The organism is Haloechinothrix salitolerans (genome assembly GCF_042662605.1).
In the GTDB taxonomy this organism is placed as follows: Bacteria; Actinomycetota; Actinomycetes; order Mycobacteriales; family Pseudonocardiaceae; genus Haloechinothrix_A; species Haloechinothrix_A salitolerans.
The window spans coordinates 2,915,551-2,934,520 of record NZ_JBHSXX010000001.1; the positions used below are offsets into that span (position 1 = coordinate 2,915,551).

17 protein-coding genes are annotated in these 18,970 nt (G+C 69.2%); 15 read left to right on the forward strand and 2 right to left on the reverse strand.

The annotated features are described in order from the left end of the window. Positions 1 to 5: 5 nt before the first annotated feature. From ACFQGD_RS13850 to ACFQGD_RS13865, 4 genes are all read left to right on the forward strand, one after another. A complete protein-coding gene (locus ACFQGD_RS13850) occupies positions 6 to 1,409 on the forward strand; it encodes an amidase (protein ID WP_345398085.1) in 1,404 nt (467 codons plus the stop codon). A gap of 135 nt (positions 1,410 to 1,544) precedes the next feature. Continuing rightward, positions 1,545 to 2,030 carry a PH domain-containing protein gene (locus tag ACFQGD_RS13855; protein ID WP_345398087.1) on the forward strand — a complete coding sequence of 162 codons (486 nt, stop codon included), beginning with the start codon at positions 1,545 to 1,547 and terminating at the stop codon, positions 2,028 to 2,030. Further along, complete coding sequence (locus ACFQGD_RS13860) at positions 2,027 to 3,607, forward strand: PH domain-containing protein (RefSeq protein WP_345398090.1); 1,581 nt, start codon at positions 2,027 to 2,029, stop codon at positions 3,605 to 3,607. The genes ACFQGD_RS13855 and ACFQGD_RS13860 overlap by 4 nt, the downstream gene beginning before the upstream one ends. A gap of 31 nt (positions 3,608 to 3,638) precedes the next feature. Beyond that, positions 3,639 to 4,352 carry a hypothetical protein gene (locus ACFQGD_RS13865; protein WP_345398093.1) on the forward strand — a complete coding sequence of 238 codons (714 nt, stop codon included), beginning with the start codon at positions 3,639 to 3,641 and terminating at the stop codon, positions 4,350 to 4,352. A gap of 10 nt (positions 4,353 to 4,362) precedes the next feature. Here the strand turns inward: ACFQGD_RS13865 and ACFQGD_RS13870 are convergent, their stop codons facing one another. Next, positions 4,363 to 5,283, reverse strand: coding sequence for a ferritin-like domain-containing protein (locus ACFQGD_RS13870; RefSeq protein WP_345398096.1), 921 nt, complete (start codon positions 5,281 to 5,283; stop codon positions 4,363 to 4,365). A 208-nt stretch (positions 5,284 to 5,491) separates the two neighbouring features. On the opposite strand from ACFQGD_RS13870, the gene rimP reads away from it, so the two are divergent. The 6 genes from rimP (at position 5,492) to rbfA (ending at position 11,347) form a co-directional block, all read left to right on the forward strand. After that, positions 5,492 to 6,058, forward strand: coding sequence for a ribosome maturation factor RimP (gene rimP, locus ACFQGD_RS13875; protein ID WP_345398099.1), 567 nt, complete (start codon positions 5,492 to 5,494; stop codon positions 6,056 to 6,058). Next, entirely contained in the window at positions 6,055 to 7,098 is a 1,044-nt protein-coding gene (gene nusA / locus ACFQGD_RS13880) for a transcription termination factor NusA (RefSeq protein ID WP_345398102.1), read from the forward strand. The genes rimP and nusA overlap by 4 nt, the downstream gene beginning before the upstream one ends. Before the next feature lie 106 nt (positions 7,099 to 7,204). Next, a complete protein-coding gene (locus tag ACFQGD_RS13885; RefSeq protein WP_345398105.1) occupies positions 7,205 to 7,444 on the forward strand; it encodes a DUF448 domain-containing protein in 240 nt (79 codons plus the stop codon). A gap of 161 nt (positions 7,445 to 7,605) precedes the next feature. After that, positions 7,606 to 10,506, forward strand: coding sequence for a translation initiation factor IF-2 (gene infB, locus ACFQGD_RS13890; protein WP_345398108.1), 2,901 nt, complete (start codon positions 7,606 to 7,608; stop codon positions 10,504 to 10,506). 87 nt (positions 10,507 to 10,593) lie between these two features. Next, positions 10,594 to 10,917, forward strand: coding sequence for a DUF503 domain-containing protein (locus ACFQGD_RS13895; RefSeq protein WP_345398772.1), 324 nt, complete (start codon positions 10,594 to 10,596; stop codon positions 10,915 to 10,917). After that, on the forward strand, positions 10,910 to 11,347 hold the full coding sequence (gene rbfA / locus ACFQGD_RS13900) for a 30S ribosome-binding factor RbfA (RefSeq protein WP_345398111.1): 438 nt from the start codon (positions 10,910 to 10,912) through the stop codon (positions 11,345 to 11,347). Before ACFQGD_RS13895 ends, rbfA begins: the two co-directional genes overlap by 8 nt. Positions 11,348 to 11,385: 38 nt before the next feature. Here rbfA and ACFQGD_RS13905 read toward each other — a convergent pair whose 3' ends face one another. Beyond that, the gene (locus ACFQGD_RS13905) at positions 11,386 to 12,438 is read right to left on the reverse strand and encodes a TRM11 family SAM-dependent methyltransferase (RefSeq protein WP_345398115.1); all 1,053 of its coding nucleotides are present in this window, start codon (positions 12,436 to 12,438) and stop codon (positions 11,386 to 11,388) included. An 86-nt stretch (positions 12,439 to 12,524) separates the two neighbouring features. Between ACFQGD_RS13905 and ACFQGD_RS13910 the strand changes: the two genes are divergently transcribed. The 5 genes from ACFQGD_RS13910 to ACFQGD_RS13930 all read left to right on the forward strand — a co-directional run bounded on the left by ACFQGD_RS13910 (position 12,525) and on the right by ACFQGD_RS13930 (position 18,967). Further along, positions 12,525 to 13,523, forward strand: a complete 999-nt coding sequence (locus ACFQGD_RS13910) for a DHH family phosphoesterase (RefSeq protein WP_345398118.1) — start codon at positions 12,525 to 12,527, stop codon at positions 13,521 to 13,523. A gap of 224 nt (positions 13,524 to 13,747) precedes the next feature. Further along, complete coding sequence (locus tag ACFQGD_RS13915) at positions 13,748 to 14,290, forward strand: PadR family transcriptional regulator (protein WP_345398121.1); 543 nt, start codon at positions 13,748 to 13,750, stop codon at positions 14,288 to 14,290. Further along, a complete protein-coding gene (locus ACFQGD_RS13920) occupies positions 14,287 to 14,967 on the forward strand; it encodes an ABC transporter ATP-binding protein (protein WP_345398124.1) in 681 nt (226 codons plus the stop codon). The genes ACFQGD_RS13915 and ACFQGD_RS13920 overlap by 4 nt, the downstream gene beginning before the upstream one ends. Next, positions 14,964 to 17,336: an FtsX-like permease family protein gene (locus tag ACFQGD_RS13925; RefSeq protein WP_345398127.1), complete on the forward strand. Its 2,373-nt coding sequence runs from the start codon at positions 14,964 to 14,966 to the stop codon at positions 17,334 to 17,336. Before ACFQGD_RS13920 ends, ACFQGD_RS13925 begins: the two co-directional genes overlap by 4 nt. Before the next feature lie 260 nt (positions 17,337 to 17,596). Continuing rightward, positions 17,597 to 18,967 (forward strand): MFS transporter, encoded by a 1,371-nt coding sequence (locus ACFQGD_RS13930; protein ID WP_390183620.1) that lies wholly within the window; start codon positions 17,597 to 17,599, stop codon positions 18,965 to 18,967. The last annotated feature ends 3 nt before the right edge of the window (positions 18,968 to 18,970 follow it).

The window sequence follows — 18,970 nt, forward strand, 5'->3', positions numbered from 1 at the left end:
CTGTCATGGACACCCAGGAACTCATGTACGCGGGCCTCGCGAAGCAGGCGCACCTCGTGGCGACTGGCGAGGTCAGCTCCCTTGAGCTGACCGAGGCGGTGCTGGCCAGGATCAATCGACTCAACCCCGAGCTGAACGCCTTCCGCACCGTGCTCGCGGACGCCGCGCTCGCGGAGGCGGCACGGCTGGACGACGTCCCCGCCGGCGAGCGCGGGCCGCTGCACGGCGTGCCGGTCGCGATCAAGGACGAGATCGACGTCGAAGGCGCGGTCACCACGTTCGGCGGCCTTGCCAACCGGACGCCGGCTACGGCTGACGCGGAAGTCGTGCGCAAACTGCGTGTCGCGGGCGCTGTCATCGTCGGCAAAACCACGATGCCTGAGTTCGGCCAGTGGCCGTTCACGGAGTCTGCCGCGTATGGCGCCACCCGCAACCCGTGGGACACCACGCGTACCCCCGGTGGCTCCAGCGGTGGCTCCGCGGCCGCCGTCGCGTCGGGAATGGTCGCGGCGGCGCTCGGCGGCGACGGTGGTGGCTCCATCCGCATCCCGTCGGCGTGCTGCGGACTGTTCGGGCTCAAACCGCAGCGCGGCAGGGTGTCCACCGCGCCGCACCGCGACCTGTGGCTCACGCTGGGGACCTCCGGCCCGCTGACCCGCGGCGTCGCCGACAGTGCGTTGTTCTACGACGCCATCAGGGGCACCGTCGACGTCGACCGCTGGCACGCCGAGGAACCGCGGATGACCTTCGCCGAGGCAGCGGCGACCCCGCCCGGCAAGCTGCGGATCGGCTACTCCGCTACCCCGGCCGTGCGCGGCCTGCGCCCCGAGGCCCAGCACGTCGCCGCGCTGGCGGACACCGCGGCCGCGTTGCGCGAACTCGGCCACGACGTCCGCGAGATCCACCCGCGCTACCCGGACGCCACCGCGATGTTCACGCCGCAGTACTACGGCGGTGTGCGCGACGAGGCGAAGCTGGTCGAGCGGCCCGACCTGCTGGAGCGGCGCACCAAGCAGACCCTGGCGCTGGCCAAGCTCATGCCGGAGCGGGCCATCCAGTGGTCGGTCGCCAACACCGACCGGTTCGCCGCCAAGGTCAACCGGATCTTCGACGACGTCGACCTGCTGCTGACCCCGACCATCGCGCACCGACCCCGCCGCATTGGTGCGCTGGACGGCGCGAACACCCTGACCGCACAGCTACGTGCGCTGCCGATGATCGCCTACACCGCGCTGTGGAACGTCGCTGGCAACCCGGCCGCAGCCGTGCCAGCCGGGTTCGGCGCCGACGGCTTGCCGCTGTCGGTGCAACTCGTCGGCAGGCCACACGACGAGGTGAGCATTCTGCGGGTCGCCGCCCAGCTGGAAACGGCACGTCCCTGGGCACACCACCGGCCCTCGCTCGGCTGAGCGTGCCTTGGCCGCGAGTGTGAGTCGTTGTGGTCGTTGTCGCGACCAGAACGACTCACACTCGCCGGACGTCGTCGCGGCGGCTCGCTCGCGGTACTGCCGGACGTCGTGCGTGGGATGACTAGGGTGAGGCGCATGGGGAACACGGTGCGACTGCGCCCGCCGAAGAATCAGCTCAACCGCCGCTGCTTGCTGTGGTGGCGCGCCCGAACCGCGCTCGTCGTGGCACCGATCGTGGCCGCGCTGGCCTTCATCGGGTTCCTGGTCGCGCCGGTGCTGACGGTGTTCGCCGGGATCGCCGCGGCGGCCGGTCTCGCGTACGGCGTGCTCATGCCGATGTGGTGGTACCGGGTGCATCGCTGGGAGGTCACCGACACGGCCGTCTACACCCGCACCGGCTACTTCTGGCAGGAATCCCGGATCGCGCCGATGTCGCGCATCCAGACCGTCGACACCGTGCGCGGGCCGCTGCAACAACTGCTGCGGCTCGCCACCGTCACCGTGACCACGGCGTCGGCCAAGGGCGCCGTCCGCATCGCGGGGTTGGACGCCGAACTGGCCGCCGACCTCGCCGCCGAGCTGACCCGCATCACCCATGCCACGCCGGGTGACGCCACATGAGCGAGCTGGAGGGCGCCGAGCGCCTCGACCGGCGCATGATCACCATGACCGCGGTGCTCACCGGCGTGATCGCCGTCGTGGGCGCGGTGGTCGCGGGTTCGGCGATGATCTCGTCGGGAACACCAGCCGGTGTCACGATGCTCGCCGTGTTCGGCGGCGCGCTCGTGGTGTTCGGGCTCAGCGTCGGTGTCGACTACATCCGCTGGCGCGCCACCACCTACCGCCTCAGCGAGGAACGTCTTGAGCTGCGGTTCTCATTCGTGCTGAACCGGCGGCGTTCGCTCGCCCGCGACCGCATCCGCACCGTCGACGTCACCGCGAGCCCGTTGCAGCGACTGTTTGGCATCGCCGCCGTCGTGATCGGTACCGGGCAGTCAGGGGAGTCCGGTGAGTCCGAGGTCAAGCTGGACGCCGTCTCGCGGGAACGGGCGCATGAACTGCGGCGGGAACTGCTCCGGCACGCCGCCGACGCCGAGCCGCACACCGACGACGGCACGCTCGCCGAGCTGGACTGGCGCTGGGCCGCGTACGCGCCGCTGTCGGTGCTCACGCCCGCGCTTGGCGCCGCCGCCGTCGGTGCGGTCGCCAACGTCGCGAGCTGGTTCGGGGACTCCGACGACGTCGTGGGCTCGGTCGTGTCCGACCTGCTCATCGCCGCCGCGTTGTTCGGCTACGTCACCGTTGTGATCGGTGTCCTGCTCGCCGGGGCGATCGGCGCGCTGTTGCTGTTCGTCGAGATGTGGTGGGGCTACCGGCTCGACCGCGAGCCAGGCGGGACGCTTCACGTCCGGCGTGGGTTGCTGACCAGCCGCTCGATCTCGCTGGAGGAACGTCGGCTACGCGGCGCGGAGATCATCGAACCCCTCGGTGTCCGGCTCGCGCGGGCGGGACGTGTCGACGCCATCGCCACCGGCATCCGCGAAGGCGGCACGGGGCAAGGCGAGCGCACCGACCACAAGACACTCCTGCCCGCCGCGCCGAGGGCGGTGGCGCTGCGGGTGGTGTCCGATGTGCTGCGGGAACCGGACGTCTCCGGTGCGCTCACCGGCCTGACACCGCATCCCCGTGCCGCGCGCTCGCGTCGGCTGCGGTGGGCGTTAGCCCCGGTGACGCTGGTATTCGCCGTGCTGCTGACGGTCGAACTCGCGGCGGGCGACCAGATCGCTACGAGGGCTGGTTCGGCGCTCGCGGGTCTTGTCGCGGCGGTGCCGTGGGTGTTCGCGGTGATAGCCGTGCCCATCGCGGTGCTGCTCGCCGTTGACGCCTACCGCAACCTCGGCCACGGGCTGTCCGGTCGCTACCTGGTTGCGCGCCGGGGCGTGGCACGTCGCTCGACCGCGCTGGTGCAGCGCACGGGCGTGATCGGCTGGACCGTCCGGCAGTCCATTTTCCAGCGCAGGTCTGGGTTGCTCACGCTGGTCGCGACCACGGCGGCGGGCAGCGGCGCGTACACCATCCCGGACGTCGACGTCACCGAGGGCGTCGCGTTCGCCGACGAGGCCGTGCCCGACCTGCTGGCGGAGTTCATCGAGCGACCCGGCGAGTCGCCGGCGACGACGGTGACGCGGGAGCGCTGACGTAGCGGGAGCGGCTACGGTAGTGACCGCCATGACACACCCCACAGGACAACGACCCGAGAACCCAACGACGGTGCTGCCGCTCGCTGGTCAGCGCTCGCCCACCGTGCGCGCGCTGCTGCTCGCGGTGGCGTTGTTGGGAGTCGCGGTGCTGTCCGGATTCGTGTGGTGGCTGATCCGGCACGATCCGGGTGCGATGACCCCGACCGCGGGCGGGCAACCGGCGACCACCGCTCCCGCGACGTCCGATGGCGGCACTGACGGTACCTCGACGTCGCCGAGCGATACGACGCCCAGCGAGGTCACGGCCGGGCGGTTCACGTTCCGAGCGATGGCGCCCACCGACGTCACCTCCGACTGCGCGGGCGTGTCCTACGGGAAAGTGCGGAACTGGCTGGCGAACAACCCCTGCCAGCAGGTCAGCAGGGGGCTCTACGCCACGACCGTCGGCGAGGCGAAGGCGCTCGTGTCGGTCATCGCGGTGACGATGCCAAGCGACGGGAAGGCGTCCGAGCTCAAGGGCATCACCGACACCAGCGGCACCGGCAACGTCTCCGACATGGTCCGGGACGGCACGGTTCGGCTGCCCAGCGCGCCACAGGTCGCTGGCCGCGCGTACGCTTCGCGACTCAAGGGCGACACCGTCGTGATCGTGGAGGGCGCCTTCTACGGCGGGCACTCCGACCGGGCGTTGCTGGACGAGATCGCGACCGCCGCCGTGGGCGTCGCGAAGCACCAGGGGTGAGGTTGGCGGGTCAGCCGGGCGTACCCGGCAGCGCGATCGCGGCGGGGGACATCCCGGCTTCCGCCCGCCAGTGGGTCGCGCGCACCGCTGACGCTCGCAATGCGTCAGCGGCATAACCACGCAAGGCGGTGTCATCGGTGCGGACAAGGACGCCGCGCCATGTCGTCGCCGCGTCCGTTTCGGCGGACACGACGGCCGCCATGGCGGAGACGTCGTCCGTCACCGGCTCCGGCGGCCGGTAGGCGGGCTCGGCCAGCACCGGCGTCACCCCGCTGTCGCTGAGCACGCTCGTCGCGACGTCCCCGCGCGCTCGGTGCTCATCGATCGCGGCGCCGATGCTGTCGTCGAACGCCTCGGGGAGGAAGGCGGTGACCAGCTCGTAGATCCACAGGGCGGCGTGTTCGGCGGCCAGCGCCTGCTGCAGCGTGCCAAGCACCTCCTCGCCGAGCTCCCCGGACGTCGAAGGCGCGTCGAATGTGGGCTTCGTCACCTCGCCCAGCGCGTCGTCCAGTGCCTGGGCACTCGCACACCCCGCGGCCACCGACCCGAGCAGCCCGGCCCGGTGCGACGGTGCCGTCAGCATCAGCTCCCGCGCGCGGTCTGCCGCCGTGCGCAATCGTGCGCCAAGGGACGCCAGGTCCGTTACCGGCGTGAGCTGGGGCGGGGCGACGGTCGGTCGGTTGGCGCGGTCGACCTCCCGCTGGAGTGCGCTGGCGTGCGCGGCGCGCACGGTGGCCACGGCGGTGGCGATCTCGGCGCCCGATCCGGTGATCGTCCGGGCTGCTTTGGCATCGGCCCGGGCCGCCGCAACGAGCGCGCTCAACGGATCGGGTGAGTCGTCGTAGCCTTCGCGGCATGCGGCGAGTGGCACGGCGAGCGCGGCCAGCGCGCAGGATCGCAGCAGCTCTCGCCTGCTCAGCCCTGTGATCACCGGTCTAGCCCCTGCACGCACGGTGATCCATCCTGCCAGGCGTCGCTGGGCGGGTTCGCCTCGGTGGCGCGAACGTTCGTGTCAGCGCGGCTTGCTCTAAGCTGGGTAGACAGCGACAGCGCTGACCGCGTCGGTGGGGACCGATTCCGGCCAGCTGTCGCGACACCAACGACAATTGCTCGCCGCAGCCGAATAGGGGAGAGTCACCTTGCCCAACGATCTCGCCAAACGGCTGGAACCGATCGTGGCCGACGCGGTTAGCGGCGTCGGCTTCGACCTCGACGCACTCGAGGTTCAGCAGGCAGGTCGCAAGAAGCTGGTCAAGGTCACGATCGACTCCGACGACGGCGTCGAGGTCGACAAGCTCGCGCACGCGAACCGTGCGGTCTCCGCAGCGCTCGACGACCACGACCACCTGATCGCCGGCTCCTATGACCTTGAGGTGACCTCGCCAGGCCTGAGCAGGCCGCTGACCACGCAGCGTCACTGGCGTCGTGCCCGGTTCCGCCTCGTCCGGATCACGCCGAAGGACGGCAAGGAGTACGTCGGCCGAGTGGGTCACGCGGGAGAGACACGGGCACGGGTGCTCGTCGACTCCCGGATCGTCGACGTCTCGTATCAGTCGGTGGCCAAGGCGGTCGTGGAGATCGAGTTCAAGCAGCCGCGCACCGAGGAGCTCAAACAGCTCGAAGCGGACGAGGCAGACGTCATCGAGGCGGCGAAAACGGCCGGTCAGGGTCACACTGGGGGTAAGAAGAAGGAGGATCCGAAGTGAACGTCGACATCGCGGCACTGCGCGCGATCGAGCGGGACAAGGACATCCCCTTCGAGACCGTGCTCGCCACCATCGAGTCCGCCCTGCTGACCGCGTACAAGCACACCGAGGGTCACCAGCCGCACGCGAAGATCGACATCGATCGCAAGACGGGCTACGTCCGCGTGATCGCCTACCGGCTCGACGAGCACGGCGAGGTCGCCGAGGAGTGGGACGACACCCCGGAGGGCTTCGGCAGGATCGCCGCCACCACCGCACGGCAGGTGATTCTGCAGCGGCTGCGCGACGCCGAGCACGAGAAGACCTACGGCGAGTTCTCCGCCAAGGAGGGCGAGATCATCGCCGGTGTCGTGCAGCGCGACTCCCGCGCCAACGCGCGCGGCATGGTCGTCGTCGCGTTCGGAGACACCGAGGGCGTGCTGCCCGCAGCGGAGCAGGTGCCCGGCGAGTCCTACGAGCACGGCGCGCGCCTCAAGGCGTACGTGATCGGGGTATCGCGCGGCATGCGTGGCCCGCAGATCACGCTCTCGCGCACACACCCGAATCTGGTACGCAAACTGTTCGCGCTTGAGGTGCCCGAGATCGCCGACGGCACCGTCGAGATCACGTCGGTCGCTCGCGAGGCGGGGCACCGCAGCAAGATCGCGGTCCACTCCACGGTGCCTGGCGTCAACGCCAAGGGCGCCTGCATCGGGCCCGTCGGTTCCCGCGTGCGCAACGTGATGAGCGAGCTGAACGGCGAGAAGATCGACATCATCGACCACGCCGATGACCCAGCGGTGTTCGTCGGGAACGCGCTCTCGCCGGCCAAGGTCGTCTCGGTGCGGGTGGTCGACGAGCGCACCAAGACCGCACAGGTCGTCGTGCCCGATTTCCAGCTCTCGCTCGCCATCGGCAAGGAGGGCCAGAACGCGAGGCTCGCGGCGCGGTTGACCGGTTGGCGCATCGATATCCGCAGTGACGCGGCGGGCGCCGGCGAACCGGCGCACGCGGCCAGGGTCGAGCCGCCGCACACCGCCGCGGCCGGTCCCGCCGACTAACCGCGGCGCCGCCGTGGGGGGATGGTGGCCGGAACAGAGACAACGGTTAGACTTGAGTGTGATCGATGGCGCGGTTTCGGCCCCTCGACATGAGGGTCCGGTGCGAATGTGTATCGGATGTCGGAAACGGGCGTCGGTCAGCGAGCTGCTGCGAGTTGTCGCGGTGGACGGGCGGGTAGTCGTCGACGAGCGTCGACGGATGCCCGGCCGGGGAGCGTGGTTGCACCTCGACCCCGGTTGTCTTGCCGCCGCGGCTCGGCGGAGGGCGTTTCCCAGGGCATTGCGGGTTTCTGGTGCGCTCGACGTCAACGGCGTCGAGGAATATCTCGATCGTCGGCTCCGTTAGCTCGTGGCGACAAGACAGATACGAGGAAGTCTCGTGTCTTGCCGAGGTAAAGGAAGCAGGTCGACCCGTCATGAGTCAGCCGTGAAGCTGAAGCCATGAACGCGCGACGATAGGACGAGGTCTGCGGGTCTAGCCGCCGGCCTCACCAGACGAGGAGAGCAGTGGCAGGCAAGGCCCGCGTGCACGAGCTCGCGAAAGAGCTCGGAGTCACGAGTAAAGAGGTTCTCGCCAAGCTCAAGGAGCAGGGCGAGTTTGTGAAATCAGCGTCATCGACCGTCGAGGCACCGGTTGCCCGACGGTTGCGCGACGCGTTCCCCAAGTCGGACGGTGGCGCCAAGACCGACGGCGGTGCCAAGGCGAAGTCCAAGTCCGGCGCGAAGTCGGCGCCGGCCAAGGACACCAAGGACACGAAGCCCGAGGCGCCCGCCGAGCCGAAGACGCCGGAAGCGCCAAAGCCCGGTCCCAAGCCAGGTCCGAAGCAGGAACCTAAGGCCGAGGAACCGAAGGCGGAGCCCAAGGCGGAACCGAAGGCCGAAGAGCCCAAGCAGGAGAAGGCGGAGGCGCCGAAGCCTGGCCCCAAGCCGGGTCCGGGGCAGGAGCCACCGAAGCCCGGTCCTGGTGGCGCGGTGGTGCCGCCGAAGCCGCAGGGCCCCAAGCCGGGTCCGAAGCCCGGTCCGCGCGCGCCGAGGGTTGGCAACAACCCGTTCGGCGTCGGCGGTGGTACCCAGCAATCCCGGCCAGGTGGCGCGCGCCCTGGTGGCGGTAAGGGCGGCGAGCGTCAGGGTCGTCCCGGTGGTGGCCAGGGCGGCGCCGAGCGTCCCGCCGCCGCGCGTGGTGGTTCCAGCCCGAGCAAGCCGAGCCCGGGAAACATGCCACCGAGGCCGAATCCCGGCATGATGCCCTCGCGCCCGGCGAAGCCGTCCGGTGGTCCCGGTGGCGGCCGTGGCGGGCCCGGTGGTGGTCGTGGCCGTGGCGGTCCCGGTGGTCCTCCCGGCGGCGGTGGCGGTCGCGGTCGCGGTGGACCCGGTGGTCCTCCCGCCGGCGGCGGTGGCGGCGGCTTCCGTGGCGGACCTGGCGGTCCCCCCGGTGGCGGCGGCGGCTTCCGAGGAGGGCCCGGTGGCGGACGTGGCCGTGGCGGCGCCGCGGGCGCGTTCGGCCGTCCCGGCGGTCCGAGCAAGCGCGGTCGCAAGTCGAAGCGGCAGAAGCGCCAGGAGTACATGGAGAACATGCAGGCGCCGTCCGTCGGTGGTGTGCGTCTGCCCAAGGGCAGCGGCGAGACCATCCGGCTGCCGCGCGGTGCCTCGCTGACCGACTTCGCCGAGAAGATCAACGCCAACCCGGCATCGCTGGTGCAGGTGTTGTTCCACCTCGGTGAGATGGTCACGGCGACGCAGTCCGTCTCCGAGGAAGTCCTTGAGCTGCTCGGCTCCGAGATGAACTACAACGTTCAGGTCGTCAGCCCTGAGGAGGAGGACCGCGAGCTACTCCAGTCCTTCGACATCACCTTTGGTGAGGACGCGGGCGACGAGGAGGACCTCGAGTACCGGCCGCCGGTCGTGACCGTGATGGGTCACGTCGACCACGGTAAGACCAAGCTGCTGGACACCGTCCGGAAGGCGAAGGTCGCTGAGGGCGAAGCGGGTGGCATCACCCAGCACATCGGCGCCTACCAGGTCGCGACCGAGCTCGACGACCAGGAACGGCTGATCACCTTCATCGACACCCCTGGTCACGAGGCGTTCACCGCCATGCGTGCCCGTGGTGCGAGCTCGACCGACATCGCGGTGATCGTGGTGGCGGCCGACGACGGTGTGATGCCGCAGACGATCGAGGCGATCAACCACGCGCAGGCCGCCAAGGCGCCGATCGTGGTCGCGGTCAACAAGATCGACGTCGAGGGCGCGAACCCGCAGAAGATCCGTCAGCAGCTCACCGAGTACGGGCTCGTCGCGGAGGAGTACGGCGGCGAGACGATGTTCGTCGACATCTCCGCCAAGCAGGGCACCAACCTCGACGGGCTGCTGGAAGCGATCCTGCTGACCGCGGACGCCACGCTCGACCTGCGGGCGAACCCGGAGATGCAGGCGCAGGGTGTCGCGATCGAGGCGCACCTTGACCGAGGCCGCGGTCCCGTCGCGACGGTGCTGGTCAAGCGCGGCACACTGCGGGTCGGCGACTCGGTTGTCGCCGGTGACGCCTACGGTCGCGTGCGGCGCATGGTCGACGAGCACAACGAGGACGTCAAGGAGGCGCTGCCTTCCCGTCCGGTGCAGGTCATCGGGTTCACCTCGGTGCCAGGCGCTGGCGACACGTTCCTCGTCGTCGAGGAGGACCGCACCGCGCGGCAGATCGCCGAGCGGCGGCAGGCCCGCATCCGCAACGCCCAGCACGCGGCGCGGCGCAAGCGGATCAGCCTTGAGGACCTTGACTCGGCACTCAAGGAGACCAGCCAGCTCAACCTGATCATCAAGGGTGACAACTCGGGTACCGTCGAGGCCCTTGAGGACGCGTTGAGCAAGATCGATGTCGGTGAGGACGTCGAGCTGCGGATCATCCACCGCGGCGTCGGCGCTATCACCGAGGGCGACATCAACCTCGCCATCGCCGACAACGTCATCGTGATGGGCTTCAACGTCCGCGCCGAGGGCAAGGCCACTGAGATGGCCAACCGCGAAGGCGTCGACGTCCGCTACTACACGGTGATCTACCAGGCGATCGAGGAGATCGAGAACGCGCTCAAGGGCATGCTCAAGCCCGAGTACGAGGAAGTCGAACTCGGCAGGGCAGAGGTCCAAGAGGTGTTCAAGTCGTCCAAGGTCGGCACGATCGCGGGCTGCATGGTGCGGTCGGGCATCATCCGCCGCAACGCGAAGGCAAGGCTGCTGCGGGACAACGTCGTTGTCGCGGAGAACCTGCCGATCGCGTCGCTGAAGCGGTTCAAGGATGACGCGACCGAGGTCCGTGACGGCTTCGAATGCGGTCTCACGCTCGGCAAGTACAGCGATATCAAGGTCGACGACGTCATCGAGACCTACGAGATGCGCGAGAAGCCGCGCGAGTAAGCGCGGCCTTCGCCGCTGGCATGGGGACGTCTGTTGTGGACGTCCCCATGCCAGCCGCACCGGCAAGGGCGTGATGGGGTGAGCACGGTGTACGTGGGTGCGTTGGAGCTGGACGTCTTGCTCGGTGATGTCCATTCGCTGAAACAGAAGCGGTCCGTGGTGCGTCCGGTCATCGCGGAACTGCGGCGACGGTTCGACGTCAGTGCCGCGGAGGCGGGACATCTTGACCTGCATCGACGCGGGTTGATCGGTGTCGCCGTGGTCGCCGCTGATGCCAGTCACGTCATCGATGTGCTCGACGCCTGTGAACGGCAGGTGGCCGGGCGACCGGAACTGGAACTATTGTCCGCGCGCAGGCGTTGGTTCGGCCCGGACGACGAGGAGCACGAACAGGAGGTGCGCCGTGGCTGACAGGACACGCGCACGCAGGCTGGCGAAGCGGATCGGGCAGATCGTCGCGTCCGCCATCGAGCACGAGATCAAGGATCCGCGCCTCGGCAACGTGACCATCACCGACACCAGGATCACCGGTGACCTGCGGGACGCGACCGTGTACTACACCGTGCTCGGCGACAGCGTCGATGCCCAGCCGGACATCGCTGGTGCCGCCGCGGCGCTTGAGTCGGCGCGAGGTGTGCTGCGCACCAAGGTCGGGGAGGGCACCGGCGTCCGGTTCACCCCGACGTTGACGTTCGTCGCCGACACCATGCCGGACGACGCCCGCCGCATCGACGAGCTGCTCGCCAAGGCACGGGAGGCCGACGCCGAGGTCGCCCGCCGCGCCACCGGCGCCCAGCCCGCAGGGGACGCCGACCCGTATCGGACACCCGAAGAGGACTGACACCCCCGGTCCCGACGCCGTGTCCCCCGTTCCCGACCTCAGTGGGGGAGCGACGCCACCAGTAGGTCTCGCTCGATGGCCTGATCCACCCGGTGCACGAAGCCGTCGAATGGCGGTCCGTCGTGGACGTCGAGTCCTGCCTTACGCAGGATCGCCGCCAGCTCATCGCGCGGCAGCACCTTGACGTTCCACGAGATCCCGAGCGCACCGCCGGGCCGCAGCACCCGCAGCCACACCGGCACGGCCGCCGCGAGCAGGTCCCGTGGGCTGCGCGCCAGGTCGGCTTCACGGTGGCTGCCGTGCTGCACGCCGTACGGCGCGTCTGTGACGATCAGGTCGAATGAGCGCGGCGGGAACAACTCATCCACCTGGAACGTGTCCGTGCCTCGATAGCTCAACGTGTTCGTCTCGCCCGCTTTGAACTGCTCCTTCGTCGGCGCGTACGTGATGTCGAGCCGCTGGCCGAGGCGCTGCTTGTTCTTGCGCAGCACCCCGGATTCCGCCGTGTGCTTGAAGCGCTTCGTGCGCAGCCACGTCTTGATGAAACGTTCGTACGCCTCGAAGTCCTTGCCATCCATCTCGACGCCGGTCGCGTCGAAGCCGTACATCATCGCCTGGTTCAGCGTGGTGCCGCGTCCGCACAGCGGGTCGAGCAGCCGTAGTCGTCGCGTGAGCATCGCACGCGGCTCGTCCATCGCCATGCACGTCAGGTTCACCAGCAGCCGCGTGAACAGCTCGTTCGTCTTCCCGGTGTACTTCTGGATCGTCAGCAGATCGGAGTCGAACCGATCTCGCGGCGTGAGCGTCACCGGGCGCAGTACGCGCCCGTGCTCATCCGCGTCGACGACCTCGAACAGCGCGTAGGCGGCGGAGGCGTTCGACAGGACCGCGAGGTCGTCGTCGGTCAGCGGCGACGGCGTGCTGAACCCGACGTAGTCGACGCCGCCGATCCGGGTCTCCGCGAGGTCGTGCGGTTCGACGTCCATGCCGCGGTTGCCGAGCACGGCCAGCTCGTGGCGCAACAGCCTGCTCGTGGCGTCGGCGTAGACGCGGTTGGCGGCGGGCAGCACCAAAAGGACGTAGTCGGTCATGCACAGCCTTCGCGGACGTGGTGGAACGGGGCGTTCGATGGTAGCGCTTGGACACGTCGCCGACCCGAGCGCGTAGCGTGCCCACCGTGAGTACTTCGCTTGCCGACGTCGCCACCCTGTTGCGGGAGGCGCGTGACGTCACTCTGCTGGGGCATGTCAATCCGGACGCCGACGCCATCGGCGGTGCGCTCGCGCTCGGTCTCGCCCTGCGCGCTCGCGGCGCCGACGTGCGTGTGAGCTTCGCGGAGCCCGCCGAGTTGCCGGAGTCGCTGCGCATTCTCGACGCCGAGGGCCTCGTCGTTCCGCCCGCCGAGCTGCCGGAGTCGGAACCGTTGCTCGTCGCGGTGGACACACCCGCTGTCGAGCGGCTCGGTGTTCTCGGTGAGCGCGTGGCGGCGACGAAGCGGGCGGGCGGGTCCGTGCTCGTCATCGACCACCACCCGTCGAACACCGAGTACGGCACGCACAACGTCATCGACGTCGAGGCCGAGGCGAGCGTCGTCCTCGTGCTCCGGATCCTGGACGAACTGGGCCACGAGCTCGACGCGAACATCGCGCGGTGCCTGTACGCGGGCCTGCTGACCGACACGAGCGGGTTCCGCCGTGCCGGCGGGGACACGCACCGGATGGCCGCACGGCTGGTCGAGGCGGGTGTCGACGCCAACGTTGTCAGCTATGAGCTGATGGACGCTCACCCGTTCGCGTGGTTGCCGATGCTGGCGAACGTGCTCTCCGGTGCGCGGCTCGAATCGGATGGTGCGCAGGGCATGGGGCTCGTGCACGCCGTCGTGACCCGCGAGGCCGCCTCGACGGTGCGGTTCGAGGAAGTCGAGAGCGTTATCGACGTCGTTCGCGCGACAAGCGAAGCCGAGGTCGCCATCGTGCTCAAGGAAACCGAGCCACGCACGGCGTCACAGTGCTGGACCGTGTCGTTGCGCGCGAAGAGCGCCATCGACGTCTCGGCCGTCGCGAAGGCGTGCGGCGGCGGTGGCCACCGGCTCGCGGCAGGCTGCACCATCGACGGCACCGCCGACGAAGCATTGGACGTCCTTCGTAAGGCCCTCGCGGACGCCCCTCGCCTCTGACGCCTCCACGTGCGTCGTGTCTGACGTTCCCGACGTTGTGTCCGACACTCACGACGCTGTGTCTGACGTTCCCGACGCTGTGTCCGACACTCACGACGTTGTGTCTGACGTTCCCGACGTCGTATTCCTTACTCCCGGTACGAACACGCGTGCCTGAGCGTCGGACACGACGCATGAGGGTGACCTATACACCCGATGTATACACATGGTGTATAGTCCCTTTCATGTCGATCGGTCATGCGTTGCTCGCGCTGCTGGAGGCGGGTCCGCGCCACGGGTACGACCTGAAGCGCGCCTACGACACGCACCTCGGCGCGGACCGGCCGCTGCATTACGGGCAGGTCTACTCGACGCTGTCGCGGCTACTGCGGAACGGTCTCGTCGAAGCCGTCGGCACGGAGTCCGGTGACGGCCCCGACCGCAAGCGCTATGCCATCACCGACGCGGGCATCACCGATGTCGAAGCATGGCTCGCCGCGCCGGAAAAGCCCGAGATCTACCTGCAGAACGTCCTCTACGCGAAGGTGGTGCTGGCGTTGCTGTCCGGCCGCGACGCGCAGCGGGTGCTCGACGCCCAGCGCGCGGAACACCTCAAGCACATGCGCGAGCTGACCAAACGCAAGTCGGACGGTGACCTGGTCGACCAACTCATCTGCGACCACGCGCTGTTCCACCTGGAAGCCGATTTGCGCTGGCTCGAGCTGACGGCGGCCAGGATCGATCAACTGGCTGAACAGGTGCGCACGAAGCCTGAGGGGGATACATGAGCACGGAGCCGTTGCTCGCGGCTACGGAGCTGTTCAAGGCGTTCGGGCCGACCGAAGCGCTGGACCGGGCCTCATTGAGTGTCGCGGCGGGGGAGACGGTCGCGGTCATGGGGCCATCCGGCTCCGGTAAGTCGACGTTGCTGCACTGCGCGGCGGGCATCATGAAACCTGACGCGGGATCGGTGCGCTACGACGGCCGTGAGCTGACTACGTTGTCCGACGGCGAACGCAGCGAGCTGCGACGCGGCGAGTTCGGTTTCGTGTTCCAGTTTGGACAGCTGGTGCCCGAGCTGACGTGCCTGGAGAACGTCGCGCTGCCGCTGCGACTCGGCGGGATGCGCCGCAAGCTCGCGGAAGCGGAAGCCGAACAGTGGCTCGAGACGTTCGACGTCGTTGAGGCGGCGCGCAAACGACCGGGTGACGTCTCCGGCGGTCAGGGGCAGCGCGTGGCGGTCGCCCGCGCGTTGGTCACCACCCCCAGGATCATCTTCGCGGATGAACCGACCGGCGCACTCGACTCGCTCAACGGCGAGCGCGTGATGCAATTGCTCACGCGGTCCGCGCGGGACAGCGGCGCGGCGATCGTACTGGTCACGCACGAGGCTCGGGTAGCGGCGTACGCCGACCGCGAGGTGGTCGTCCGTGACGGCCGCACTCAGTCGGGGGTAGTGGCGTGACGCCGACCGGGGGAGGAAACGCGCTGGCCCAGTGGTGGCGCGACGTGTCGTTCGGGTTCCGGCTGGCTCTGGGGGTCAGCCGGAGCCCGGCGACAGCGTTGCTGCGGCTGGTGGTCGGCGCGTTCGGTGTCGCGATGGCGGTGGCGTTGCTGCTGGGCGCGGCATCGTTGTCGAACATCGTGGACCGGCATGAAGTCCGGCAGGCGCAACAGCTACAGCAGTCGGTGCCGCAGCCGGGGGTCGATCCGCTGTACACGCAGAGTGGCAGTTTCGCCTTCCGCGACGAATGGGTCACCGGGGAATGGGTTTATCCGTCAGGGGAGAGCGCTCCGGTTCCGCCGGGGTTGTCCCGTCATCTGAAGCCCGGTGAACTCGCGGTCTCGCCCGCGCTCGCCGAACTGCTGGACTCACCGGAGGGAGCATCGCTCCGGTCCAGGTTCGACGGCCTGCGACGCGTGGCGACCATCGGCAAGGCAGGCGTGGTGGAACCGCGTGACTTGACGTTCTATATCGGTGCGGACGCCTCGTTGTCCCGCGGTGCCGAAGAGTCCAGAGACCCGGTCCGAGCCACGTATGGTTTTGGCAGGGATCACACTGACACGCCGTTGCCCCTGGATATCACCACGATCGTCGTGGTTGGCGTCGTCACGTTGCTGTTTCCCATTCTGATCCTCATCGGCGCGAGCACGCGGATCGCCGGTACCGAACGCGACCGGCGACTGGCCGCGATCCGGCTGGTCGGTGCGGCCGCACGACGAGTTCGCCGCATCTCAGCCGCCGAGTCGATGGTGCCAGCCGTGCTCGGACTGTTACTGGGTGCTGCGCTGTTCCTCGTGGCGCGGCCAGTGGTCGCCGAGTTCGAGTTCTTCGGGTACTCGACGTATGCGTCGGACATCGTGCCATCGCCGGTGCTGGTGGCAGTGATCGTGTGCGTGGTCCCGGTGCTGGCGATCGGATCGGCCATGGTGGCACAACGTCGACTCATCGTGGAGCCGTTGGGCGTTGTCCGGCAGGCCACCGCGCGCAGACGGCGGCTCTGGTGGCGGTTGCTGCTGTTCGGGGCAGGCGTGGCGATCTTGATCACGCCAACCTGGGGGCGTGCGTCGATCGGCAGGTTCCTCGAACGTACCTACATCCCGCTCCAGTCGTCGCTCGTTGTGCTCGGTGTTCTCGTGATGCTGCTCGGGCTCGCCGCCCTGCTGCCGTGGGCGGTGGAGCGTGCGATCACGCGGCTCGATCGCGGTGGCCCGTCGTGGCAGCTCGCGATTCGCCGGTTGCGGTTTGACGCCGGAACGTCGGCGCGGGTGTTCAGCGGTCTCGCGCTCGCGTTGGTTAGCGGTGTCGCCGCGCAGGTCATTATCGGCAGCCTTCAGGCTACGGGGTCCATCGGAACGGATGATTCCGCCGCTGGCGGCGAGGTTCTGCTCATGACGCCGCCGGACGCCGAGCCCGCGTTGACCGCGTTGCGGCAACGCCCCGACGTCGAGAGCGCCACTTTGATGCACCACGCTGTCATGTTCTACGAGAAGTATCAGCATGCCGGGGCGCAGGTGCTGATCGCGGAGTGTGGCCCGTTGCTCGACAGCGACGTCGTGCCGACGTGCCAGGACGGCGACGTCTTCCTCGACCCGAGGGTGCTCGGCGACGTGGGACCGGGCGATGACCTTGTGATCGACGAGTCGTCGTCAGCGCGGTGGACGGTGCCACATTCGGCCACCACGACGAAACTTGAGCTGTTCCCGGGGCTCGACGAGGTCTCGATGGTGGTCACGCCGACCGCGCTGGGGACGGCGTTCGAACGCATCGACTATGTCGAGCCGATGGCGTTCGCGGTGTTGGGACGATCCGTCGATCCCGCGTTGCGGGTCGAGATCGAGGAGTACGTCCGGGGTACCTACGGACTATCGACGACCCCCTCGGACCAGCTGAATGGCGTGACCGTGGTGGGCACGAGGTACGCCTCGGCGTACCACGGCATCGGTTCGATCAGCGCGTTGCTCATGACGGGGCTGCTGTTCGTCCTTGGTGTGGCCGTGCTGGGCGTGCTGGTCACCTCGGCTGAGCACCTGCGCGAACGCGCACGCGCGTTGGCGTCGATGTCGGCGGGCGGCGTCGGATTCGGCACGTTGGCACGGTCGCTGCTGTGGCAGAATGCGATTCCCCTCGCGCTGGCGGCGCTGCTCGCGCTGGCGGGTGGTGTGTTGCTCGCCGTGATTCTGTTGCCGGTTACAGCTGGACACATCCGTGTCGACTGGACAGTCGTGGCGTTGCCGTTCGGGAGCGCGGCGGTGCTCGCGCTGCTGCTGACGGTCTTGAGCCTCCCCGCGCTCCGTGCCGCCGTGTCGACGCAGCACCTCCGCACCGAGTGAGGTCGGGACTCGCGGGGTCTTGGTGTGGTCGATCCCACGGCGAAAAGTGGTATGGATTCGAGGTCACGGAGCGATATACGTAGTGGTACGGGGGTACCGTTCTCGTGCGGGCGTGCCAATGCCCGCAGCGCGAGCTGACGCGCCGCGCTGCCTGTCGTGGCCAGTGCCGCACCGGCAGCCCCGTGCCGCGTCGTGAGTCCGTGTCCGCCCGCCGCCCGTGAAGGAGATCCGTGCCGACGTCGTCCACGCCGTCGAAGTCCATTCCCACCCAGCCTGGCCCGGTGCGATCCGCCTCGCTTGGCTCCTGGATCGTGTGGCTCACCGGCGCCCTCGTCTACATCCTCGCGGTGTTCCACCGGACATCGTTCGGCGTCGCCGGGCTGGAGGCCGCCGAACGATTTGGCGTCGGCGCCGCCGCGCTCAGCACCTTCACTGTGCTGCAGATCGGCGTGTACGCCTCGATGCAGATCCCCACCGGCGTCCTCGTCGACCGCTACGGCCCCCGCCGGATCCTCATCACCGCCCTCGTCTTGCTGGCCGCGGGACAACTGCTGCTCGCCCTCGCCGAGACGTATTGGCTCGGCCTGGCCGCGCGCGGCGTCCTCGGCCTCGGTGACGCGCTCACCTTCGTCTCGGTGCTGCGGCTGGCCGCGAACCACTTCCCGATCAGGCAGTACACCATCGTCACGACGCTGACCAGCGCACTCGGCTTCGTCGGTGCGCTCGCCGCCACCGTCCCGCTGACGCTGCTGCTCGCCGGTCCCGGCTGGTTCACGACGTTCCTCGGCGCGGGCATCGTGACGGCGCTGGTCGTGTTCCTGGTGCGCTTCGCGGTGCGCGACGTCCCGGTCGGGAGCGTGCGGGAGGTGACGCGACACACGTCCGCCCGCGAGGTCGGCGCGCAGGTGCTCGCGGCATGGCGCGTGCCCGGTACCCGGCTCGGCTTCTGGACCCACTTCTCGACGATGTTCGCCCCCACCACGCTCGGTCTGCTGTGGGGCATGCCGTTCCTGGTGCAAGGTCAGGGCTACTCGCCGACGACGGCGAGCAGTGTGTTGATGGTGCTGGTCATCGGCGCGATGCTGACCGGCCCGCTGCTCGGCGCGGTCACCTCGCGTCGCAGGGAACGCAGGATGCCGCTGGTGATCGGCTACCTCGTCACCGCGCTGGTGGTGTGGGCGGTGGTGCTCGGCTGGCAAGGCACGATCCCGCTCGGCCTGCTGTTCGTCGCGTTCGCGCTGCTCTCCCTCGGCGGTCCGGTCTCGACGGTCGCGTTCGCGCTCGCCCGCGACTACAACCCACTGTGGCGGGTCGGCACCGCGACCGGCGTGGTCAACGTCGGTGGCTTCTTCGCGACCACGATCGCCTCGCTACTGGTTGGCGTGCTGCTGCAGCTGTCGGACGGCAACTTCCGTATCGCCCTGTCCGCGCTGGTCCTGATGCTGCTGACCGGGGCGTGGCGGATGGCCGTCTGGTACCGCCGCACCCGCGCCGCCGTGTTCGCCGCCGAGTCCCGCGGCGAGGACGTGCCGGTTCGGCTGCGGCGCAGGACCTGGGACACGCCGCTGGTGGCGCGGGAGTGCACGAAAGCGCGGCGCCCGTCACGAGAGCGCGCGTCGACCGGATCTTGATGA